The 24,145-nt window shown below is 60.9% G+C and carries 15 protein-coding genes; 6 read left to right on the top strand and 9 right to left on the bottom strand.

What is annotated here, in order from left to right; all coding sequences use genetic code 11:
* Nucleotides 1-18: 18 nt before the first annotated feature.
* Entirely contained in the window at nt 19-1,896 is a 1,878-nt protein-coding gene (locus AB1Z34_RS07685) for a polysaccharide biosynthesis protein (protein WP_367158170.1), read from the bottom strand.
* 366 nt (nt 1,897-2,262) lie between these two features.
* On the opposite strand from AB1Z34_RS07685, the gene AB1Z34_RS07690 reads away from it, so the two are divergent.
* Together AB1Z34_RS07690 and AB1Z34_RS07695 are read left to right on the top strand one after the other, a co-directional pair.
* Nucleotides 2,263-2,415, top strand: a complete 153-nt coding sequence (locus tag AB1Z34_RS07690; RefSeq protein WP_161798520.1) for a hypothetical protein — start codon at nt 2,263-2,265, stop codon at nt 2,413-2,415.
* A gap of 132 nt (nt 2,416-2,547) precedes the next feature.
* The gene (locus AB1Z34_RS07695) at nt 2,548-5,115 is read left to right on the top strand and encodes a multicopper oxidase domain-containing protein (protein WP_367158171.1); all 2,568 of its coding nucleotides are present in this window, start codon (nt 2,548-2,550) and stop codon (nt 5,113-5,115) included.
* An 8-nt stretch (nt 5,116-5,123) separates the two neighbouring features.
* On the opposite strand, the gene AB1Z34_RS07700 is transcribed toward AB1Z34_RS07695, so the two are convergent.
* The gene (locus AB1Z34_RS07700; RefSeq protein ID WP_367158172.1) at nt 5,124-6,665 is read right to left on the bottom strand and encodes a glutamate synthase subunit beta; all 1,542 of its coding nucleotides are present in this window, start codon (nt 6,663-6,665) and stop codon (nt 5,124-5,126) included.
* Nucleotides 6,658-11,280, bottom strand: a complete 4,623-nt coding sequence (gltB, locus tag AB1Z34_RS07705; protein WP_367158193.1) for a glutamate synthase large subunit — start codon at nt 11,278-11,280, stop codon at nt 6,658-6,660. Before gltB ends, AB1Z34_RS07700 begins: the two co-directional genes overlap by 8 nt.
* A gap of 314 nt (nt 11,281-11,594) precedes the next feature.
* Here gltB and AB1Z34_RS07710 point away from each other — a divergent pair, with 314 nt between their 5' ends.
* Complete coding sequence (locus tag AB1Z34_RS07710) at nt 11,595-12,452, top strand: HNH endonuclease family protein (RefSeq protein WP_083295689.1); 858 nt, start codon at nt 11,595-11,597, stop codon at nt 12,450-12,452.
* A 539-nt stretch (nt 12,453-12,991) separates the two neighbouring features.
* The gene (locus AB1Z34_RS07715) at nt 12,992-14,689 is read left to right on the top strand and encodes an AMP-binding protein (protein WP_016421788.1); all 1,698 of its coding nucleotides are present in this window, start codon (nt 12,992-12,994) and stop codon (nt 14,687-14,689) included.
* An 82-nt stretch (nt 14,690-14,771) separates the two neighbouring features.
* Here the strand turns inward: AB1Z34_RS07715 and AB1Z34_RS07720 are convergent, their stop codons facing one another.
* Both AB1Z34_RS07720 and AB1Z34_RS07725 read right to left on the bottom strand, forming a co-directional pair.
* Nucleotides 14,772-15,503, bottom strand: a complete 732-nt coding sequence (locus tag AB1Z34_RS07720) for an SDR family oxidoreductase (RefSeq protein ID WP_016421787.1) — start codon at nt 15,501-15,503, stop codon at nt 14,772-14,774.
* A 24-nt stretch (nt 15,504-15,527) separates the two neighbouring features.
* On the bottom strand, nt 15,528-16,289 hold the full coding sequence (locus tag AB1Z34_RS07725; RefSeq protein ID WP_070566485.1) for an SDR family oxidoreductase: 762 nt from the start codon (nt 16,287-16,289) through the stop codon (nt 15,528-15,530).
* Between the two features lie 183 nt (nt 16,290-16,472).
* Between AB1Z34_RS07725 and AB1Z34_RS07730 the strand changes: the two genes are divergently transcribed.
* Nucleotides 16,473-18,533 (top strand): FAD-dependent oxidoreductase, encoded by a 2,061-nt coding sequence (locus tag AB1Z34_RS07730; RefSeq protein WP_367158173.1) that lies wholly within the window; start codon nt 16,473-16,475, stop codon nt 18,531-18,533.
* Nucleotides 18,534-18,545: 12 nt separating this feature from the next.
* Here the strand turns inward: AB1Z34_RS07730 and AB1Z34_RS07735 are convergent, their stop codons facing one another.
* The 4 genes from AB1Z34_RS07735 to AB1Z34_RS07750 all read right to left on the bottom strand — a co-directional run bounded on the left by AB1Z34_RS07735 (nt 18,546) and on the right by AB1Z34_RS07750 (nt 21,675).
* A complete protein-coding gene (locus tag AB1Z34_RS07735; protein ID WP_367158174.1) occupies nt 18,546-19,208 on the bottom strand; it encodes a nitroreductase family protein in 663 nt (220 codons plus the stop codon).
* 3 nt (nt 19,209-19,211) lie between these two features.
* A complete protein-coding gene (locus AB1Z34_RS07740; RefSeq protein WP_070767672.1) occupies nt 19,212-19,712 on the bottom strand; it encodes a methylated-DNA--[protein]-cysteine S-methyltransferase in 501 nt (166 codons plus the stop codon).
* A gap of 12 nt (nt 19,713-19,724) precedes the next feature.
* The gene (locus tag AB1Z34_RS07745; RefSeq protein WP_049189819.1) at nt 19,725-20,672 is read right to left on the bottom strand and encodes an alpha/beta fold hydrolase; all 948 of its coding nucleotides are present in this window, start codon (nt 20,670-20,672) and stop codon (nt 19,725-19,727) included.
* Nucleotides 20,673-20,781: 109 nt separating this feature from the next.
* On the bottom strand, nt 20,782-21,675 hold the full coding sequence (locus AB1Z34_RS07750) for a cation diffusion facilitator family transporter (protein ID WP_150961295.1): 894 nt from the start codon (nt 21,673-21,675) through the stop codon (nt 20,782-20,784).
* Between the two features lie 43 nt (nt 21,676-21,718).
* Here AB1Z34_RS07750 and AB1Z34_RS07755 point away from each other — a divergent pair, with 43 nt between their 5' ends.
* Nucleotides 21,719-24,136 (top strand): ATP-dependent RNA helicase, encoded by a 2,418-nt coding sequence (locus AB1Z34_RS07755; protein ID WP_367158176.1) that lies wholly within the window; start codon nt 21,719-21,721, stop codon nt 24,134-24,136.
* Nucleotides 24,137-24,145 lie beyond the last annotated feature (9 nt).

Consider the following 24,145-nt stretch of genomic DNA (forward strand, 5'->3'; position numbering starts at 1 on the left):
GGTGGGGAGTCATCCTAACTATTTTGCTTTCGAGCTAGCGGTTGCAAGCGATTGTGCACCGGTGGGATGCGCCTCAATACTGCTTTGCGCCCCACCGTGCTCTGCAAGCCAACGACGTGCCGCATCGTGATCATGTGTGCACGGAAGAATCCGCGAATTCAGCCGTTCCGGCTCAACACGTACCTCAGTGATTAGCGGATGACGATCACCGATCTTGGGAACCTCGCGGTCATCAACCAAGTCTTCGGAGATTTTCTCACCTTCGCGAAGGCCCGTGTAGACAATCTCTACGTCTGCGTCATGGAGCCTAATGAGGTTCTCCGCCAGCTCAGCAATCTTGACCGGCTTACCCATCTCCAGCACCAGAGTCTCACCGGACTCTGCAATAACGGTAGCCTGCAGCACCAGCTGCGATGCCTCCGGAATGGTCATGAAGTAGCGCTGAACGTCAGGATGCGTCACCGTCACCGGGCCGCCCTCTTCAATCTGACGCTGGAAAGTCGTAATGACTGAACCGCGCGAGCCAAACACGTTACCGAAGCGGACAGATGCCCAGACACCTTCGTGAGTTTTCCCCATGTGCGCAGTCAGACGTTCCGCAGCGCGCTTGGATTCACCCAGAATCGAGGCCGGGTTCGCAGCCTTGTCCGTGGAAATATTAATAACGGTTGAAACGTTGGCCGCAGCCGCTGCATCCAGGACGTTCTGAGTTCCGATGACATTGGTTTGAACTGCTTCTGCAGGGTAGCTCTCCAACAGCGGCAGGTGCTTGAGAGCTGCAGCATGGTAGACAACATCGGGCTTGCGCTCGGTGAAGATCTGCGTCAGCATTTCCGCGTCACGGATATCAGCCAGGACAGTATCGGAGCCGTCGAGAAGCGCCGAACCCGTCAGAGACAGCTGCGTGGCATGCAAGCCGCCCTCATCGCGATCCAGCATGATCAGTTCTGCCGGCTCAAAGCGGTGAACCTGTCGGCAGATTTCGGAACCGATAGAACCTCCAGCGCCGGTGACCAGCACCTTCTTACCGCGGATTATGGAAGCGACCTTGGATTCATCCAGGTGCAGAGGCTGACGGCCAATGAGGTCGGCGATGTTAATTTCGCGCACCTGCGAGGTAGCGACAGCACCACGGTGGCGCGAGTACTCTTCCACCGGCGGCAGAATGAGCAGGCGCAGCGACGATTCCTCACAAATGTGGTTGAGGACGTTGATGCACTCAGTGGACAGTGGCTCATCAGTCGCAATGATGACCGACTGCGCCGAAGTACGCGATGCGAGCTCACCCAGCTGATCAATTCCACGAATCACGCGGAGACCATGGATACGAGAAATATGGTTCTCGCCGCTTTCTTTGGGATCGACGATTCCAACCAAGTGGAAGCGGTTCTCACGGGAGATACCGGAATCCGTAAGGCTGTTAATAAAGAATTTGGCTCGACGGCCTGCACCGAGAACAATCAAGCGATCATCCGTCTGACGGGAGCCAAAGTTGTTGGTAATCCAGCGAGCGAGAGTTCGGGTATAGATACTTGCCAAAGTTGCGACACAGCCGCCTGCGAACGGAACGTACCACGCAATTTCCGGGAAGGTCTTCAGGATTTGAGCTAACCCAGTGGCTGCGGTAGCGCCGCCCATGCTGATGCTCAGCAGAACAATATCTTCAGTTCGACTGCCGGGCCATACGCGTTGTGGGTTGGTGTACTCCCCGAGCAGCAGGCCGAGCAGGACGATGACGGCCACGGCGACAGCGACAACCAAAAAATTAGTGCCTGATATTTCAGAGAAAGATACCAATTCACCGCGGACGATTCCGTTAGCGGCGGACAGCGCAATCAGCCAGGCGAGTACGTCAAATACGCACCAGGCGAGCTGCTTCCAGTCTCGGATAAACATTCTTATGCCTTTTACTGCTGGTTAAATTTTCTTACGCACAATGCGTTCCACAGGCTTGGCATACTATGCGATATGAACTACATTTACAGCCCCCTACTACAAAGGGCTACCCCATCGTTCGGGTAGCCAAAAAGCCACCTTTACCACTCATCATTCTCCCTGGTAAAACAACGTTTCACCAACTGTTTACTGAAGCTTCAATCTGTTTACATTCATCTAACTAGCTGTACAAACTAGCTTCTAACGTAACCACTTCCTGACGATTGCAATTAATGCAAAATCACCTCTTTATTGAGATATTTATTCAAGGAAGTATTTGCGTGAATACTCAAACAATCGTTTTTGACAAAAGGGTTACACTTCCCCGTGAGCACATCATCAATGCGTCGGGCACGCGCTTTCATCACCCGGAAGCCCTTCCTTGCTGCCCTGATGCTGATTCAAAACCGGATGGGTCAGACACAGAAGACCACACAGTTCTGGCAGGCCCACAAAAACGGCGAAGACCCGACCAAATAAAAGCACTCTTACATGCGCCCATATTAAATGCGCACCCAGTATGCGTATTATTGATATATGTCGTCGCACGCCACACCAGAACCCCAATCCCCCACAACCAAACCGCCTACTAAGCCTGGCAAGAAGCGCCGCATGTCCTGGCATCGCAAGGCCGGTATGCCAGTGCGCTGGTGGTTCGCCTCCATCATTGTGGCAGCACTCATTCACCCTTTCGTCACCGATGGCCGTTGGCTGTTGGTGCATCTCTTTACCCTCGGCGCCGTCACCAACTCCATCCTCATCTGGGGCCGCCACTTCACCGAAAAGCTACTGAAAATCGACGTGCCCGTTGGCAATCGGAAGATTCAGTTGGCAAATATTTACCTGCTCAACGTAGGTATTGTCGCAACGGTCGTCGGCAAGCTCGGTGACTGGTGGCCAGTGACCACCGTCGGCGCGGCGGTCATCGGCGTCGCCGTCGCATGGCATGCGATTTCCCTCGGACGCGACCTGGTAGCGAAGCGCGATCGGCCATTCGCCATCTCCGTTGCGCACTACGTCGCGTCGGCATGCCTACTGCCCATCGGCGCTGCACTCGGCGCCATCCTCGCATCTCCGAAGGGCAAAGCGCTTCACGACGACCTCCTATTGGCACACGAAGCCGTCAACCTCATTGGCTTCCTCGGGCTCGCGGCCTGCGGCACGCTCATCACCATGTTCCCAGCGCTGTGGCGAACCCAGATGTCGCCGCATTCCCGCCCGAAGCTGGCACTAGCAGTACAGCTCATAGGTATCGCAGTTACCGCGATCGGTGCACTGACCAGCTTCAACTGGATCGCCTCGGTCGGCCTTGGCATTATCACTATCGGCTGGGTCATAGCCGCCATCCCGTGGGCACACAACGTCATGACTGTCGCTAAAGACCCGCGCGACCGTCTCAGCTACCCGGCGCTGTCTGTCGCGGCCGCCATCGTATGGCTAATCGGCACACTCGCAGTCGCCACAGTCAAGGCGCTTGACGACGGCTTCGTAATCTCAACCCTCACGCTGCCGCTGGTAATCGGTTTCGGCGCTCAGTTGCTTATCGGCATGATGAGCCAACTCCTGCCCGCAACCATCGGCGGAGGTGCTGGTCCAGTCTCAGCAGGTATGAAGGAACTTGACCGTGCGGGCGCATTCCGCTGGTCGACCATCAATATTGGTCTGGCACTGTGGCTGCTACCACTGCCGTCGTGGACCAAGGTGGCGGTCTCCGCGCTGGTCTCCCTCGCATTAGTGTCCTACCTACCGCTGGTCGGCCGGGCCGCAAAGGCACAGATTGGTGCGCTGAAGGAACGCCAGAAGGCACGAGCTAACAAGGAAGCATCGCCGAAGCCGGTCGAGCTGCAAGCAACCGCGCGTCGTCTCGGTGCTCAAACTACCGCTGCTCTGGCTGTATTAGGCCTGGTAGTATCCGTCGGCGTTGCGCTGAGCGGTAGCGGTGGTGGTACGAGCAGCATGGAAACCACCGGTGATGTTGCGCCCACCGGAGAAACCGTCGAGGTCACGGTCACTGCCAACGATATGACCTATACCCCGAACGTCATTGAGGCGAACCCCGGCGACCGCCTGGTCATCACCATGGTCAACGCGGATTCCCAAGTCCACGATCTGCGCTTGGCCACCGGCGAGGACACCGGCCGAGTCTCCCCCGGCGACTCCGCCACCATCGAAGTGCCGGTCGTCCCTGGCGACATTGACGGTTGGTGCACCATTGCTGGCCACCGCCAGATGGGCATGACGCTCACAGTTAATGCAGGTGGTTCGAATCATTCACACCGCACCGAGCACGGCAGCCACTCCGGCCATGCCACGCCAGGCGCACTCGGGAATGTCGGCGAGCTACCCGGCCCGGATTCCCCCACCATCAACCCGCTATTAGAACCCGCCGAGGACGCCACGGTTCACCACGTCACGCTGCGGGCCAGCGAATTCACTGGCTACGCTGCCCCTGGCGTCGAGCAGCAGCACTGGGTTTACAACGGCAAACCGCTGGGGCCAACTCTGCGCGGCAAGGTGGGCGACGAGTTCGTCGTCACGCTCATTAATGACGGCACCATGAGTCACTCCATCGACTTTCATGCCGGCATCGTTGCACCGGATGAACCTATGCGCGACATTGCCCCTGGTGAACAGCTTGAGTACCGCTTCCGTGCTGACCGGGCGGGTATCTGGATGTACCACTGCGCAACCATGCCCATGTCCATGCACATCGCTGCCGGCATGCACGGTGCTGTCATTATCGACCCACCGAATCTCACCGAAGTCGACCACGAAGTTCTTCTGGTGCAGTCGGAAAGCTACTGGGGCGAGGACGGCCCCGATGCCGACAAGACCATGGCCGAGGACCCCGATATCTACAAGTTCAACGGCTACCCCGACCAGTATCTCACCCACCCAATTCGTATTCGCGCAGGTGAGACGGTACGTTTCTGGGTACTTGCCGCAGGTCCAAACAAGGGCACGAGCTTCCACATCGTCGGCACGCAGTTCCACCGCGTGTACAAGGAGGGCGCGCTTTTGCTTGACGACGGCGTGGGCGGCGCCCAAGCCCTTGACCTCGGTGCCGCGCAGGGTGGTTATGTTGAGGCCGAATTCCCGGAGCCAGGCACGTACCACTTTGTTGACCACCAGATGGTGCATGCCGAAATGGGGGCACGCGGCGACATAGTGGTGAACTAAACCAGGGTTTACAACTTAATTGGAGCGTCTTCTGGCTCCACCGCGCGAGGCAGGTTGGACTCGCCCATCAGGTACTGATCCACGGCCTCGGCGCAGGCGCGGCCTTCGGCGATAGCCCACACAATCAAACTGGCACCGCGGCCATTGTCACCGGCCACGAACACCGGACCGTCGAAGTTCTGCTCGATATCGTGGCGCACGGCGAGGTAGTCGTCGTCACGCATCATCACACCGCGATCGTTGAACTGAATACCCAGCTCATGCGGCAGGCCCCCGCGCTCCGGACCGGAGAAGCCCAGAGCAATGAGAACTAGGTCGGCATCGAGCTCGAAATCCGTGTCCTCCATGGGCACGCGCTTCCCATCGATGACCTCGACCTCGTTGGCGGACAGACCGGTCACGTGACCGTCCTCGCCGTGGAAGGAGACGGTGTTGACGTTGAAGACGCGCTTGCCCAGCGTCTCACCGGTGACGCGAGCGTTAAGGCCGAGCGCCTCGGTAACCTCTGGCGGCTCGGAACCGGTGATGGTGTACTCACCTTCTTCGTGGGCAGTCGCCACGCGCCAGACCAGCGGGTACATCGGCCACGGAGTCGACGCCGCACGGGACTTCGGAGCCCGCGGACGGATATCGAACTGCGTGACGGACGCAGCACCTTGACGCAGCGCGGTACCAAAGCAGTCAATACCGGTGTCGCCACCGCCAATGACGACAACCTTCTTGCCCTTGGCATCAATTGGCGGGCTGTCGAGCTCGCCTACGGCAACGCGGTTGGCACCCGGCAGGTACTCCATAGCCTGGTGAATGCCCTCGAGGTCACGGCCATCAACGGGCAGGTCGCGGGCCAGCGAGGCGCCGGTAGCTAGGACCACTGCATCGAAATCGGCCAGGTCAGCGGCTGTCGGTGAGATGTTGGTGCGGAACTCAGTGCCCTCGATTTCCATCTGCTCAAGGCGACGGTCAAGGAAGTGCTGCTCCATCTTGTAGTCCGGTACACCGTAGCGCATCAGACCACCAATCTTGTCGTCACGCTCGAAGACCGTGACATCATGCCCGGCGCGAGTCAGCTGCTGTGCTGCAGCAAGGCCCGCCGGCCCGGAGCCGATGACAGCGATGTGCTGACCGGTGTCGAAAGTCGGCACAATCGGCTGCACCCAGCCCTCATCGAAGCCGCGTTCAACGATGGCCAGCTCAATATTCTTAATGGTCACCGCATCGTCGTTGATGCCGAGCACACAACCGCCCTCGCACGGAGCCGGACACAGGCGACCGGTCCACTCGGGAAAGTTATTGGTGGCGTGCAAGCGCTCGAAAGCCTCTTGCCAGCGGTTCTGACGAACCAGGTCATTCCACTCCGGAATGATGTTGCCCAGAGGGCAGGCCGAGTGACAAAACGGCACGCCGCAGTCCATGCAGCGGGTCGCCTGCTGTTGCAGGTGCTCCTGACTAGCCTCCTCATAGACCTCTTTCCAGTCCATCAGACGCAGCGGAACCGGGCGATGAGCAGGCTCTTCGCGCTGGAACTTCATGAAACCCTTCGGATCAGCCATTGGTTACTGCCTCCATGATTGCCTCGTTGATGTCAGCGTCGTTGTCCTTTGCCTTCGCGACTACGTCGAGAATTCGGGCGTAATCACGCGGCATAATTTTGATGAACTGTGCAGCCGGGAACCGAGTCTTAGAACCCGTGAGCTTGCGGTGCTTCGACAGCGTTGCCTCCAGCCAGCTGATGTCCTCATCACCCAGCGGCACGATGTCGACCAACTCGGTGTTGATGTTCGCCCGCGTCGCCTCGTTATCCAGCAGGTAGGCGATACCGCCACTCATACCGGCGCCGAAGTTGTGACCGACCGGGCCCGCCACTACGACGCGGCCACCGGTCATGTACTCGCAACCGTGGTTACCGATGCCCTCGACCACGGCCGTGGCACCGGAGTTACGCACACAGAAGCGCTCGCCGACGGTGCCGCGGACGAAGATTTCACCGCTAGTGGCACCGAAACCAATGACGTTGCCGGCAATCGTGTCGGTAGCCACATCCGCGGTCGGCGGGGCCGAACGTGAAGGCCGGACCACAATCTTGCCGCCGCATAGGCCCTTGCCGACGAAGTCGTTGGCATCGCCCTCCAGCTTGATGGTCACACCGGCCGGCAGGAACGCGCCCAGCGAGTTACCGGCGGAACCGAGCAGGTTGACGACGATGGAGTCGTCGGCAAGCCCCTGCTTACCTGCGACCTTGGTGACTTCGTACCCCAGGCGCGTGCCCACGGAACGGTTCACATTGCTGATGGCGTGGTGCAGCGATACCGGTGTCGGCGCCAGCCCATTCGCGCGCGCCGTACGCAGCGCTGGCTGCGCTTCATCGATGAGGCGCTCGTCCAACGCACCCTCGAGCCCGTGGTCCTGCGCCTTCGTGCAGTAGGAATCCTGGTCCGCAAAGAAGGGGCTCTCGGCAACGTGCAGGATTCGCTCCAGGTCAAGCTTTGCGACGCGCGGAAGGTTGCCCAGATCCTTGCGCAGACGCAGGCACTCGGCATGTCCGACCGCTTCATCGATGGTACGGAATCCCAGCTCAGCGAGGTATTCACGGACCTGCTGGGCGATGAAGGTGAAGAAGTTGACCACGTGCTCGGCACGGCCGGTGAACTTGCTCCGCAACTTCGGATTCTGGGTGGCAATACCGACTGGGCAGGTGTCCAGGTGGCAGACGCGCATCATGATGCAGCCCTCAACCACCAGCGGAGCGGTGGCAAAACCAAACTCCTCAGCGCCCAGCAACATCGCGACCACGACATCACGACCGGTCTTGAGCTGGCCATCGCACTGCACGCGGATGCGGTCGCGCAGCCCGTTGAGCATCAGGGTCTGCTGGGTTTCAGCGAGCCCCAGCTCCCACGGACCGCCAGCATGCTTGAGACTGGTCAGTGGCGAGGCACCAGTGCCGCCATCGTGGCCGGAGATCAGCACGACGTCGGCATGCGCCTTCGAGACACCAGCGGCGACGGTACCCACGCCCTGCTCGGAGACGAGCTTGACGTGAATGCGGGCGCGCGGATTGGCGTTCTTGAGGTCGTAGATGAGCTGTGCCAGATCCTCGATTGAGTAGATGTCGTGGTGCGGTGGCGGCGAGATTAGCCCCACGCCCGGGGTGGTGATGCGGACCTCCGCGATCCACGGGTAGACCTTGTTCGGTGGCAACTGGCCACCCTCGCCGGGCTTTGCACCCTGGGCCATCTTGATCTGGATGTCGGTGCAGTTGGACAGGTAGTGGCTGGTCACACCGAAGCGGCCCGATGCGACCTGCTTGATGGCAGAGCGTTTCCAGTCGCCGTTGGCCTCCATTTCGAAACGGTCTGGGTCCTCGCCGCCCTCGCCGGAGTTGGACATCGCACCCAGGCGATTCATAGCGATGGCCAGCGTCTCGTGTGCCTCCGCAGAGATGGAGCCATAGCTCATTGCGCCGGTGGAGAAACGCTTGACGATGCTCGAGACCGGTTCGACCTCTTCAATGTCGATTGGCTCGCGGTCCGAGGCGAACTCGAGCATGCCGCGCAGAGTTGCCAGCTGCTTGGTCTGCGCATCGACCTTGTTGGTGTAGTCGCGGAAGACCGCGTACTGACCAGTGCGGGTGGCATGCTGCAGCGTGTAGATGGTCTCCGGGTTGAACAGGTGGTACTCGCCTTCGCGACGCCACTTGTACTCGCCCCCGAGATCCAGCTCGCGGTGTGCCTGCTCTTCCGGGCGCGGCAGGAATGCGCTGCGGTGGCGCGCGGCAACATCTTCTGCGACCTCGTCGAGACCAATACCTTCCAGCGGAGAAACAGTGCCGGTGAAGTACTCGTCCAGGAACTCCTGCGACAGACCGACGGTGTCGGCCAGCTGAGCGCCACGGTAGGACTGCAGTGAGGCGATACCCATCTTGGACATGACCTTCAGCACGCCCTTGGAGGCAGCCTTGCAGTAGTTCGAGCAGGCCTGATCCAACGTCAGAGCTCCGAGCTGGTCCTTCATGCGCAGCTCATCGATGGTTTCGAAAGCCATGTACGGGTTAATGGCATCGGCGCCAAAGCCCAGCAGCATGGCCATGTGGTGCACCTCGCGGGCGTCGCCAGCCTCAATGATGAGGCTGGCGCGCGTGCGAGTGCGCTCCTCCACCAGGTGGTGGTGAACCGCGGAGGTCAGCAGCAGCGACGGGATAGGGGCAAAGCGCTCGTTGGACTCACGGTCAGACAGCACAATCAGTCGGGCACCACGGTCAATGGCCTCAGAGACCTCACGGCGAACACGACGGATAGCGTTGCGCAGGCCACGGCCACCGCGGGCGACCGGGTACAGGCCGGAGATGACCTCGGCACGGAACTCGGAGTACTCCTCGTTCTTGCCCGCCTGGCACAGGGTGACAAAGTCGTGGTTGTCCAGGATTGGATGCTCAAGCCGGATGCGACGCGCGGCATCGGCAGTGGGCTCCAGGATGTTGGTCTCTGCCCCCAGCAACGTATTCATGCTGGTGATGGACCTTTCGCGCAGCGAGTCCAGCGGCGGGTTGGTCACCTGTGCGAACCGCTGCGAGAAGAAGTCGAACAGCATGCGGGGGCGGTTGGACAGTGCCGCGATTGGCGTGTCCGAGCCCATCGAACCCAGGCCCTCCGCGCCGGTGAGTGCCATCGGGCGGATGATTAGGTCAACGTCTTCCTCGGTGATGCCGAAGACGCGCTGCCGCAACACCGCGCGGACATGCGGCATGTACTGGTAGCGCTCTCGTGGCAGGTCGGTGATGTCGACCAGGCCCGCTTTGATCCATTCCTCGTATGGACCGGTGGCGGCCAGCGTGGACTTAATCTCCTTGTCCTCAATAATGCGACCGGCCTTCATGTCCACCAGGAACATGCGCCCCGGCTGCACGCGCGTGCGCTGCACAATCTGCTCCGGCGGGATATCCAGGACACCAGCTTCGGAGGCCATCACCACCAGGCCCTCGTCGGTCACCCAGATGCGCCCCGGGCGCAGACCATTGCGATCCAGGGTGGCACCGATGACCTGGCCGTCGGTAAAGCAGATGGCAGCGGGGCCGTCCCACGGCTCCATCAGGCAGGCGTGGTACTCGTAGAACGCGCGAACCTGCGGGCTGAGATTGTCGTCGTGCTCCCAGGCCTGCGGAACCATCATCATGACCGCGTGCGGGAGACTGCGACCACCGAGATGCAGTAGCTCCAGGGCCTCGTCGAAACGCGCAGTGTCAGAACCGTTGGGGTCGCACACCGGCAGTGCGCGGTCGATGTTTCCCAGCTTGCCAGAGCGAATCAGCGACTCGCGGGCGCGCATCCAGTTCTCGTTGCCGCGCACGGTGTTGATTTCGCCATTGTGAGCGACGTAGCGGTACGGATGTGCCAGCGGCCAGGACGGGAAAGTGTTCGTGGAAAAGCGCGAGTGCACGATGGCGAGCGCGGAAGTGACTTCCTTCTGCTGCAGGTCAAGGTAGAAATCCTTCAGCTGCGGAGTAGTCAGCATGCCCTTGTAGACGATCGTGCGGCTGGACAGCGACGGGAAATACACGGTGTCGCCACCAGAGCCCTCGCCGGCGCCCTGTTCACCCAGCTCACGCTCGCAGCGCTTACGCAGGAAGAACATCTTGCGGTCGAGATCGATATCGCTGAGCTGGCGACCCTCGTAGTTCTTCGCGGTAACGAAGAGCTGACGCAGCACCGGCATAGCCTGGCGAGCCATCTGACCAAGCCCGTCAGCGTTAATCGGCACATCGCGCCATGCCAAGATCTCGATGCCCTCTTCGGCGCAGATGTCTTCAATAGCCCGGATGGCATCGAGGGTGGCCATGCGCGACTGCGGCAGGAACGCAATACCGGTGGCGTAGGTTCCGGCCGGCGGCAAAATAACGCCTTCCTTGCTCAGCTCAGCACGGTAGTAGGCATCCGGAACCTGAATGAGAATGCCGGCACCGTCGCCGATGGTCTTCTCGGCGCCGGCGGCACCGCGGTGGTCGAGGTTGACCAGTGCCTGAATGCCCTTTTCCACAATGTCATGGGTCTGGCGACCGTAAATGTCGGCAACAAAGGCCACGCCACACGCATCATGTTCGTTCGACGGGTGGTAGAGACCTTCCCTCTGAGGACCACGAGGCAATGTGGTCGCTGTTTCGGTCAGAGTCATGGCTGTCTTAGCTGTCATGGCTGTTTTCCCCTTGTAGGTGCAATGTGCCAATTGGGGGACACGGGTTATCTATATTTCCAACTGTTTTAACAATGCACTTTCACCTAGGCGTATTGCAATACGTATTTAGGGAACTAGCTATATTTACCCACCCCCGAAGGAGCTAGAACACCCTTCCCGTTCGACTAAAACCGGGCTTTTACTACCCGCTTTAACGCCATAACCCCCTAATCGAGCTACCACCCCCGCTAACTACGCACAATTGTTCGATTCTTTAGCGCACCTCTCTCCATACCCAATCCGCCCCCACCGCTATGGTTAGCTCCATGCTCGCCAACCGTCGTTTCCGCTCGCCACTGCAGGGCCTCGCCCTCCTTATCGGCGCAGCGACAATCCTCAGCGGCTGCACGGCTCCCACAGCCCCCACTCCAGAGAGCCAGTCATACAGCCCGGCACCGGCACCCGCATTTACGCCCGAGCCAGAGGAACCCGCGCCCGAGATTCCCGAAGTGCCCCACGCCCCCGCCGCCCCGGACACCCCAGCGCCCGGCACATCGCCTATCGACGGCATCCGTAGCGCCCTCAACCAGCTGGAGGTAAAAGGGCGCGCACCGAAAACCGGCTATGCGCGCGATGAGTTCGGGCAACGTTGGAGCGACGACGTCTCTGCCGAGTTTGGGCACAACGGATGTGACACGCGAAACGATATTTTGAATCGTGACCTTATTAATAAGGAGTACAAACCAAATAGCCACGATTGCGTCGTGCTTTCAGGGCAATTACTGGATCCCTATACCGGCACGATGATTGAGTTCCAGCGTGGCCGCGATACCTCTTCTGCCGTTCAAATCGACCATGTCGTAGCCTTAAGCGACGCCTGGCAAAAGGGGGCACAGCAACTCCCGCCCGAGGTTCGGCAGGACTTTGCCAATGACCCCCTCAACCTCTTGGCCGTCGATGGCCCCGCCAATCAACAGAAGCGGGATAGCGATGCCGCATCCTGGGTACCCGCCAATAAGCCATTTCGCTGCCAGTATGTCGCTCGCCAGGTGGCAGTAAAACAGAAATACCACCTGTGGCTCACACAGGCGGAGTACGATGCCATCGACCGTTGGCTCTCTACCTGCACACCAGAGGATGAGCCCACACTTGCCGCCCTAACCCTGAATTAGGGCAACTTCCTCCGACGCTCACCGATGCCGCACACCGAGGCTCAAGCCAGCGAATATGCCACCTATTCAGCTACGCACTCGCAACCTCCGCCCCTCCTAGTCTCGAACATTTCTATTTTTCAGAAGATTCCTAGCCCCCTAATTTCTGGGGGCGACCGCCATTCAGCTACTGCCCGCCCCGTCAAACAAACCAACCGAAAACCCCTGGGTTCATAGAGTTATATACGTCAATATCAGAATTGAATTCGTTACCGCAGTGTTATCCTTTCGTTATATTCACTGCTTCCCGTCGGTTTATAACTGTTTGATAACACTGTATCCTCGAGCCCGTACGCGAAAAGGTATCCGTCGTAAAGCATTGCGCACGCCGACTGCGTATTTTTTACTTTTCTTCGTGGAAACTACTTTTTGACGCGGCACAGGTTTGTTAAAGTCTGGTTGTTACAAAATCGCACTACCGTGACTGATGGTGTCAGTGTGACTAAAGAGTCGCTTGGCGCTATTAATCGCTTGTCCATCATCTTGGAGGATTCTCACCCATGGCAGCTGAAATGAAGGCTCCGGAAGTACCACTTGGGCTCCAAATCAAGGCTTTTGCCCAGTCGATTCCACCACTCCTGCGTACTGGTGCCCTGTACATGACTCCGAAGACGGCGCCGAAGATTCTCGATTACCTGCGTCGCCTGAAGTTCTCCGTCGCCAGCCTGATTTCCATGAGTGCGCTGCGCTACCCGGATCGCCTCGCCCTTGTCGACGATGACGGTGAACTCACCTATTCTCAGCTGCTTGACAACTCTCACGCCCTGGCTCGCGCCTTGATGGACCGTGGCATGACCCAGAAGTCCAGCTTCGGTGTTATCGCACGTAACGGCCGCGGCATTATTCTGCCGATGGCTATCAAGGGCTTCATCGGCTCCGAAATTATGCTGATGAACATCGGCTCCGGCCCGACTCAGATTCGCGGTGTCGTTGACCAGAATAAGGCCAAGTTCCTGTTCGTCGATGACGAGTTCCTGGGCAACCTGCCAGAAGACCTCGACGATGTCACCGTCGTTATTACCTCCGTGACCAAGCCGGAGACCCGCAAGAACGCGGGCAAGAACTTCGTGTTCATGGAAGACCTCATTGAAGAAGGTCGTACATCGAACGCCAAGCTAGATCCGAAGCCGGAGCAGGGACGCATCATCATCATGTCCTCCGGCACCACCGGCATCCCGAAGGGTGTCCTGCGCAATGAGCCCAAGACACCGGCAACCGTGGGTGCAATCGCCGATCGTATTCCGTGGCGCCGCAACATGGTCATTCACCAGTCCGCATCCATGTTCCACGCCTGGGGCTGGGCAAATGTGCTGATTGGCATGGCTACCGGCTCCACCATTGTCACCATGCGTGTCTTCGACCCGAAGAAGGCTGTTGACCAGTGTGAACAGTACGGCTGTAACGGCATGATTTCCGCGGCCTTCTTCCTGCGCCAGATCAAGGATGTTCTGGATGAGGAGCCGAACCGCAAGATTGGCCCGTTCCGCTTCATTGTCTCCTCTGGTAACGCCATCCCGGGCTGGCTCGTCTCCGCGCTGACTCACCGCTTCGGTCCGGTTATCTGTAACTTCTACGGCTCCACCGAGGCCGGCCTGTGCTCCATCGCATCCGGCGCGGACCTCGCAGCCCGCCCGGACTCCGCAGGTCGCCCGGCAATTGGCGCCAAGGTTCGCATCCTGGGTGACGACGGCAAGGAAGTCGAGCCGGGTGAGGTTGGCATGATCCACACCGCTCAGGAGCTCTCCTTCATCGGTTACCTGAACAAGAAGGACAAGTTCACCACCGTCGATGGCCTGTTCCAGATTGGTGACCTCGGCCGTATCGACCAGGACGGCTACCTGTACATCTGTGGTCGCTCCGACGACATGGTGATCAAGGGCGGCGAGAACGTCTTCCCACGCGAGGTCGAAGAAATTCTGGGCCCGGTGCCGGGCATCGCCGATGTCTTCTGCCACGGCAGCAACGAAAACGACGAGATTTTCGCTGACCTGTTCCTCTACGTTGTCCGCGAGGACAATGAGGCCGGCAAGAACCTCACCGAGGACATGCTGCGCGAGTACGTCCGCGAAACTCTGGCCGAGCACTCCACTCCGGACCGCGTCTTCTTCGTCGACTCCCTGCCGCGCAACGCCATCGGCAAGGTTGTCCCGCGCGAGGTCAAGGCAATGCACGAGCGCCTGAATCTGGACGCTCAGTAAGAAGCCTGCACACGAAAGTGTGCCCACCGGCTATCCGCCTGGTGGGCACACTTTTTGCTTGTCTCAGCTACCTTTTGCGCGGCTATCCGCGCGGGCGCACCTGGATTTCATCCACGTTGGCATCCGCTCCGGTATCAACGGCCAGACGTACTGCGGCTGCGATCGATTCAGGCCGCATGAACTTCGTTCCGTCGTAACGCCAATCCGCATCATCACGGTGCCAATTCGACTGCAGCTGAACCTGCATATCGGTATCGACGCGCCCGGGGTGCACGGAGCTGACTCGTACCGCGCCACGCTCTTCCTCGCGCAGCGCATCGGTGAAGGCCCGCAGCGCGAACTTCGACGCCGCATACGGCGAAGTACCAGCTGAAGCGCGAAATCCCGAGCCCGAGTTGATTGTCACCAGCGTGCCCTCCGCCTTGCGCAGCGCTGGCAACAGCTGGCGTGTCAGGTCGGCGACGGCGACGACGTTGATGTCCATAATTCGCGACCAGTCCGCACGCGAAACCTCCGCCACGTCCCCATCGACGTACACGCCCGCCGAGTGCACGAGCACATCCAGCCCGCGCCCACCGAGCGCCTCCAACAGCTTTGCCACTTCCGCGTTTACGGCGTCGGTATCACCCAGATCAGCAACGAATACGCTTGCCGACGGCAACTGCGACGCCACCTTCTCGGCAGACTCAGCACTGGTAGCGCCCACAATGACATGGTGGTCACGGGAGAGATCCTTGGCGACCGCCAGGCCAATACCACGGCTTGCACCCGTGACCAGGGCAATCTTGGTGTCAGCGGCAATATCGATGCTCATGTACGGCTCCTCTATGTAGTCGGTTTACTTCTTCGGCTTCGCGCCGCCCACCTGGTCGATGGGGGTCACCTGCAGGAAGTCAATGTTGACGCGCTTCGGACGGGTGGCCGCGAACACGATGATGTCGGCAACATCATCGGCGGTCAGCGACTCAACGCCATCGTAGACCGCTGCGGCCTTGGTCTCGTCGCCGTCGAAACGCACGAGTGAGAAGTCGGTGTGGACGCGCCCCGGATCGATTTCGGTGACGCGCACGCCATCGGCAGCAACCTCTTGACGCAGGACTTCCACCAGCGCGCGCTCAGCGTGCTTGGCCGCGTTGTAGCCGGCACCGCCGGTGTAGACCTGACGGCCGGCAATCGAGCCGACGGTGAGCACAATGCCGCTGATGGACTTCAATGCGGACAGCAGTGCGCGAGTGACGCGCAGGGTGCCCAGCACGTTGACCTCGTACATCCAGCGCCACTTTTCCTCGACAGCGCCTTCAACCGATTCCATGCCCCAGGCGCCACCGGCGTTGTTAACCAGCACGTCGACGCGCGGTTCGGCCTTAGCCAGCGCCGCCACATCGGCGTCGGAGGTGACGTCAACCTTGTAGACCGTCGCTTCACCACCGGCAGCGCGAATCTCCTCCGCGACAGCCTCGAGCTTGTCCTCGCGGCGGGCTCCCAGCACAACGCGGAAACCTTCAGCTGCGAACTGCTTGGCAGTGGCTGCACCAATACCAGAAGAAGCACCGGTAACTACAGCTACTTTCTTGCCATTAGTTGAAGTTTCAGAGGTCATGGGGGCTCAACTCCTTGCTACATGCGTCTACTAATATCCCCGACTGTAGTCATACGACACCCTCCTGCGCCGAAGACTGCGTGTGCTTTACACCTGATGTTCCACGTGAAACGTATATAAAACTGTGCCGGAATTTTTCCGATTCACCTCATACACAGCCGCTAAAACCGCGATACTGGTTGCATGTCTGACCAGCCTCACTTCCCACATCTTCTCTCCCCTCTCGACGTCGGTCCTCTAACTCTGCGCAATCGCATCATCATGGGATCAATGCACTCCGGCCTGGAAGATCGCACCCGTGATATCCCCAAGCTGGCTGCCTACCTGGGTCGGCGCGCCGAAGGTGGCGTGGGGCTCATCGTCACCGGCGGTTATGCTCCCAACATCGAGGGTTGGCTGACTCCGGCCGGTTCGATGATGGCGTCGAAGCGCATGGCGGACAATCACCGCCGCGTTACTGACCTCGTGCACTCCCACGGCAGCCACATCGTGCTGCAGGTGCTGCACGCCGGTCGTTACAGCTACAGCCCGCTGGCTCGCTCCGCCAATACCGGTCAGTCGCCGATTAGCCCGTTTAAGGCTCACCGCCTCACCGGCTTTGATGTCTCACGCACTATCGGCGCTTATGTCCGCGCCGCGAAGCTCGCAAAGCGCGCCGGTTACGACGGCATCGAGGTTATGGGTTCCGAGGGTTACCTGCTCAACCAGTTCCTGGCCGAGCGCACCAACCACCGCTCGGACAACTGGGGTGGCAGCGCCGAGGCTCGCATGCGCCTGCCCATCGAAATTGTCCGCCGCATTCGCGCCGAGGTGGGCGAGGACTTCCTACTGCAGTACCGCATTTCGCTGCTTGACCTGGTGGAAGACGGCCAGACCTGGTCCGAGACCACTGAACTCGCGCAGCGTCTGGTCGAGGCTGGCGTCGATGTCTTCAACACCGGTATCGGCTGGCACGAAGCACGCGTCCCCACCATCGTTACGTCCGTGCCGCGCGCCGCATTCACGGATCTGACTGGTCGTCTCCGTTCGCTTGTCGACGTCCCGGTGGCAGCCTCCAACCGAATCAACCGCCCCGAGGTTGCGGAGAAGATCCTCGCTGACGGCAATGCGGACCTGATTTCCATGGCCCGCCCACTGCTGGCTGACCCTGACTTCGCCATCAAGGCGGGCGATGGTCGCGCTGACCAGATCAACACCTGTATCGCCTGTAACCAGGCCTGCCTGGACCACACCTTCGCGGCCAAGCGCTCCACCTGTTTGGTCAACCCGAAGGCTGCTTACGAAACCGAGTTGGTATCCGTGCCGGTTGCGAAGGACAAGGCCAAGCGCGTCGCCGTCATCGGCGCTGGTGTGGCTGGACTCGCTTTCGCGGAAGCCGCAGCTCAGCGCGGTCACCACCCGGAGATCTTCGAAGCCGCCGACCAGATTGGTGGCCAGTTCAACCTCGCCGCAAAGATTCCGGGCAAGGAGGACTATGGCGAGACGCTGAAGTACTTCTCCCGTCGCCTGGAGGTCCTCGAAGTTCCGGTTCACCTGAACACGCGTGCCGACGTCGACGAGCTCAAGACCAAGTTTGACCACGTGATTGTGGCCACGGGTGTCACCCCGCGTATCCCGGGCATTGACGGTATCGACCACGAGAAGGTCATTCGTTACGACGAGCTGCTCTCGGGTGCGAAGCAGGCCGGCAACAAGGTGGCCGTCATCGGTGCTGGCGGTATCGGTGTGGACGTGTGTGAATACCTCACTCGCAAGCCGAACCAGACCATCGAAGCCTGGAAGGACGCCTGGGGCGTCGGTGACCCTGCGGAGTTCCGCGCGGGTCTGACCAAGCCGGGCACGGTCTCTGGCGCGGCTGAGGAGTTTGAGGTTGAGCGCGAGGTGCACCTGCTGCAGCGCAAGACCTCCCGCATCGGTAAGGGCCTGGGCAAGACCACTGGTTGGGTTCACCGTGCGGAAATCAAGAAGGCCGGTGTCAAGCAGTACACCGGCGTCACCTACAACCGTATCGATGACGAGGGCCTGCACATCACCATCGACGAAAAGCCACAGGTCATCGCGGTTGACAACGTGATTGTCTGTACTGGTCAGGTATCCAATCTGGACTGCCTGGGCGGAAAGGATCGCGAGAGCGTCACCGGCGATAACTCCAATGTCACCATCATCGGTGGCGCGGACGTGGCCGCTGAGCTGGACGCTAAGCGTGCCATCCGCCAGGCCGTCGAGGTAGCGCTCGCGCTGTAGGGCTAGGGGCTACTACGCCTCGTAGCGGTCGGTGTAGGCGCGCTGCTCGAACTCGAAACGGCCCGGGTGAGCCGGGAACTCACCCGGGACACCGATGGCCAGCAACAGCGCTACCGCCACATCGGTGTCACCGGCACCGATAGCTTTCTTGACCTTCTGCTCACTAAAGCCCGTCATCGGGGAGCTAGCCCAACCAAAGGCGCTGGCAGTGACCATAGCGAAAGAAGCGGCAATCATGGCGTCGCGGATCGCGAACTCGCGGGAGAGACCCTTTTCCTCGCGGGCCTCATGGAAGGAGGTCATCGAGGCCTCCCGCTCGGCAGCGGCAACTTCGTCCCACAGGCCAGTCGCCTTGTTGGCCTCAACCAGGCGCGGAATACCGCGCTTCCAGCCGGTCGGCTCACCAATGAAGGCGAGCAGCAGCGGCGCATTGGCAACCTGCTTCTGACCACCGGCAGCTTCCACTACCTGCTGGCGCACCTCAGGGTCCTCGATGCGCACGATAGCCCGAGACTGAATGTTAAAAGCACTGGGAGCTTCCAGAGATAGCTCCAGGAGGCGGCGCACGTCAGCGTCGTCAAGCGGTTCGTCAGCATAGACGCGCGTGGCACGGCGGTTGCGGATGATGTTCTCAAATTCGGTGGCGAACTGGTCACGCGGAGAATGCGAAGTCATGCATTAAAGAATAACTGTTTGCCAACCTTCGAGTTCGAGCAGCCAGCGCTTCATTTCGCGGCCGCCGGCATAAGATCCGAAAGACCCCGCTCCCCCACTGGCGGGCACCACGCGGTGACAGGGAATCAGAATGCCCAGCGGATTGGTGGCACAGGCCGAGCCGGCAGCTCTGGCGGCACGGGGTGAGCCGGCCATTTCAGCGAGCTCACCGTAGGTCACAACCTGGCCATACGGCACGTCGCGCAGTGCGGTCAGCGCACGAGCGCGGAAAGAATCCTGGGTGAATATGTCGCAGTCCAGCGGCAGCGCAAACTCGCGGCGCTGCCCGGCAAAGTACTCGCGGAACTGCTGCGCTGCCTGTTCCGCCACCGCCTGCGCTTCGGGGTCGGCGGCGCTGGGGTCGTCGTCAAGCACGGGACCTAAGAGATTGACTTCGACGACCCCGCGAGCGGAGGTGGCGATTCCAAGCGCGCCGAAAGGCGTTTCTACCTGGGAAATCGCCATAAAACCTCCTACTTAGCCCTTGTTGGCCTGGAACCAGGCCAACAGCTCGTCCCACTCCTTCTCGTGACCGGAGCGGAAGTAACCACCGTAGCCCACGCCCTTGCCACCAGCCGGCTGAGCCTGGCGCTTTTCAATCTTTTCAGCAGAGCTCATCACATTGGTGATCAGGTCTGCCGAGGACTCCTCAGTCCAGTAATCATCCGGAACGCGGATGGACAGGAACGGCTGCGGAGCCTTGGAGAAGCGGTTAGCGAAGTCGAACTCGGAATCGTCGAAGAAGTAGCCTTCCTTGCGAGCCCAACGAGCCCACTGACGCATGACACCGTTCGGCGGCTCAACAGCTAGACGCCACGCCGACGCCGGAATGTGGCCAGTGATGAAACCGCTAATCGGGCCGAGAATATTGAAGATGAAGAATGCGCGGACCTTGCCCGCCACGGACGGCACCTTGGAAATACGCATACCGCGGCAGTTGACCAACGCCGCTGCGTCATAGGTGCCCTCGGAGCCGGCGTAGACGATGCCGTGACCACCAACCGCGTGGCCGACAGCGAAGTGCGGCACGTCCGGGTAGGTCTCCTTGGCCCACTCGATCACACCCGGAATATCCTTGGTGATCCAGTCCGACATCCGGATGTCTTCATTGTTCTGGTCAGTCTTCAGAGCGGACTGGCCGATTCCGCGGTAGTCATAGGTGATAACGCCGTAGCCCTTTTCTGCCACGGTCTCAGCGAAACGGTGGTAGAAACCCTGCGGCACACCGGTACCGGAGTGAACGGTGATGATGCCGTTGGGAATGTTCTCTGGGTTCTCCTTCGGGCGGAACATGGTTCCGCGCAGCAGGACGCGGTCATTTGCCGGAATAATGATGTCCTGCCGAGGGCACGGCTCCGGCAACTTCGGGCTCTTCGCGGAAAAACGGCTATCCCCAGTGGAAGTGGTTGAGGCTTCGGAGGTCATTTATGCAGTTCCTTCGAGTGGACTTAAACAGTGCATGATTTTGTATACACAATCTTAAAGTGTAAGGCTCATCACTTTCAGCGCTTTCGTGGAATTTGCCTCACACGCGTTACAACTGCACATCCCCATAGGCGCGTTCGTCCTCAATTGGCTCCAGATGCGAGGAGATATGCACACCTGGAAAACGCTCCCGCAGCTCATCTTCCATCGCGGTAAGCACATCGTGACCGCGCTCCACGCTCCACGCGCCCGGCACCAGCACATGGAACTCAATGAACTTCTGATGCCCCGACTCGCGAGTGCGGATTTCGTGGACGTCAATGCCACGACTCCGGTCACGGTGCGAGGCCAAAATCTCATCCACCGCCACGCGGTCGTCGCCCTCCATGGCCTTGTCCATCAGGCCGTTACCGGAATCGCGCAGCAGCTTGTAGCCAGCGACCAGGATGTTTACAGCCACGGCCAGCGCGATAATCGGGTCGAGCCACCACAGGTCGGTAGCCCACACCAGCGCCACACCCGCCAGAACGCCGGCGGAGGTCCACACGTCGGTCATAAGATGCTTGCCGTCGGCGGTCAGAGCCAGGGAGTTGTGTTGGCGCCCGGCCTTAAGCAGAATCAGCGCCACCGCACCATTGATCACCGAGGCAATCACGGTCACGATGAGGCCCAGGCCAATCTGCTCAATCGGCTGCGGGTTCACCAACCGCTCGATGGAGACATAAATAATGGCCGCCGCCGCCACGAAGATCATGGCACCTTCCAGCCCGGCCGAGAAGTACTCTGCCTTGGAATGGCCGAACTCATGGTCGCGGTCTGCGGGCCGCGCGATAACCTTGAGCACGATAATTGCGACAACTGCCGCAACCAGATTGACAATCGACTCCGTCGCGTCGGAAAGCAGGCCCACCGATCCGGTCAGAGTGTAGCCCCAAAACTTCAGCGCGATGGTGACGACCGCCGCCCCCACTGAAAGCCAACCAAAACGAGATAAGTCCTGCATATGCAGGCACTTTACCCGCCTTTCCGGAGTTACTACCAGTTCTATGAGCACCGATTTCCAGTTCAATTTGCAGAACATTTCTGCAGGCCTGCCGTTCGCGTCGCAGCTCGCCTCGCTTGCCGACGCCGTGCGCGACCACGACGTAGTAGTCCAGGCCCCACCGGGTACCGGCAAGACCACTTTGGTTCCACCGGCGGTGGCCAACACCCTGGGCGGCCGCATTGTGGTCACGGCTCCCCGGCGCGTGGCGGTGCGCTCGGCGGCGCGGCGGTTGGCGCAGCTGTCGGGCACCAAGCTCGGTGAGGAAGTTGGCTACTCGGTGCGTGGCGACGCAAAAGTTTCCCGCGCCACCCGCGTGGAGTTTGTCACTCCCGGTGTGCTGCTGCGCCGACTGCTGCGCGACGGCGACGTGGATGCCAGCGCGGTGCTCATCGATGAGGTGCACGAGCGCGGCTTGGACACCGACCTGGTGTTGGCGATGGTGCGCGACTTGCGGGATATCCGCGATGACCTGCGCATTGCCGCTATGTCGGCAACGGTGGACGCGCCGAAGTTCGCGGCCTTGCTCGGCGGCTCCACCCCGGCCCCCATTGTGGCGGCGGAGGCGGAGATCTTCCCGCTGGACATCCGCTACGCGCCCTTTCCGCAACGGCTGGATGCACGCGGTGTGACCGACGACTTCCTGCAGCACGTTGCCGCCCAGGCCAGCACACTCACGGAAGAAGCCGCCGGTGATGTGCTGGTTTTCCTCCCCGGCATCCGCGAGGTGGAACGCTGCGCGGGTTATATCGCGGATTCCTCGGAGGTGGCGGTGCTGACGCTGCACGGCCAGCAGAGCTCCGAGGAGCAGGACCGCGTGTTCCGTCGGCAAGCGGATGGTAGACGCGTAATTGTGTCCACCGCGATTGCGGAATCATCCGTGACTGTGCCGGGCGTGCGCGCCGTTGTCGACGCCTGCCTCGCGCGCGGACCGCGACTCGACATTGCGCGTGGCTTCTCCGGCCTGGTCACCAGCTCGTGTGCGCAGTCCTCCGCGAACCAGCGCGCTGGCCGAGCGGGACGTGAGGGCCCGGGCATCGTGGTGCGCTGCGTCTCCCAGTCGGAATTCGCGTCCTTTCCCGCCTGGCCCGCGCCGGAAATCGAGGTCGCCGACCTGACCCAAGCGCTCCTCGACGCCGCCGCGTGGGGCACGCCGGGGATGCAGGGACTGAAGCTTCTCGACGCCCCACCACCCCACCACGCCGAGGCTGCAAACCGCATTCTCGCTGGCCTGGGCGCTGTTGATGAGGCCGGTGACATCACGGAACTCGGCCGCACCCTGGCTACCCTGCCGGTGCATCCGCGCATGGGACGCGCGCTGCTGACCGCCACGGCCACGATGCCGCAGCACGCTGACGCGGTCGCACGCGCGGTGGAGAAACTCACCGACGCCCGCGGCTTGGCCAAGCAGGTGCGCCGCATTGAGCTGGATACTGCGGCCCCCGCCAACCTGCTGCCCTCGGACATCCCCGCGCTGGTCACGGCCCTGGCGTGGCCGGATTTCATCGGGCGACGCCGCAGTGCGAACTCCGACGAATACCTCTTCACCGGCGGCACCGCAGCGGAACTCGCCCGTGGTTCTGACCTGCGCGGCCACGAGTGGATCGCGGCCGCCGACATCTCGCGGCTCTCCTATGGGCGCGCGCTGATTCGAGACGGCGAGGCGATTGACCTGGAAATCGCCATGCTCGCCGCCGGCCACCTCGCCCACACGGAAACCACGGCGCGCGTCGAACAGGGCCGCGTTCGCGCCCGCGAGCGCGACCTGCTCGGTGCCATCGAGCTGTCCTCCCGCCAGGTCTCCCCGACGCCTGAGCAGTGCATCGCCGCCAACTCCGCCTGGCTTGCCGACGCGCTTGCCGACGCCGCCCCCAACCTCGACCGCGACACCGAACAACTCCGCCGTCGCATGGCCTTTCTCCACACTCATCGCGGTAATCCATGGCCGGATGTCTCCCCCGCAGGGCTAGCGGCCCAGGCCGAGCTCCTCTTTGCCGGCGAGCTGGACCGCCCGACCCCTCCCAAGCTAGATGCCGAGCACCTCCGCCGCCTGCTGCCCTGGCCGGAGGCCACGGACTTCGACCGGCTGGTGCCCGAACGCCTGGAGGTCCCCTCCGGTTCGAAGATTCGCCTGGAGTACCCGGAGGACCCCACGGACCCTGAGGCAAAGATTGTGCTCGCCGTGAAGTTGCAGGAGTGCTTCGGCCTGGCGGAGACCCCGCAGGTATTGGAAAAGCCGGTGACAATGCATTTGCTGTCACCGGCTCAGCGACCACTCGCGGTCACTGGAGACTTGGAAAGTTTCTGGAATGGCGCCTACGCACAGGTTCGCTCCGAGATGCGGGGCCGTTACCCCAAGCACCCGTGGCCGGAGAACCCGTGGGAGGAGCAGGCTACTGCGAGAACGAAGCGTCGTCGTTAAGCAAGCCCG

The sequence above is a fragment of the Corynebacterium sp. 045007 genome, from assembly GCF_040743205.1.
GTDB classification, from domain to species: domain Bacteria; phylum Actinomycetota; class Actinomycetes; order Mycobacteriales; family Mycobacteriaceae; genus Corynebacterium; species Corynebacterium jeikeium_D.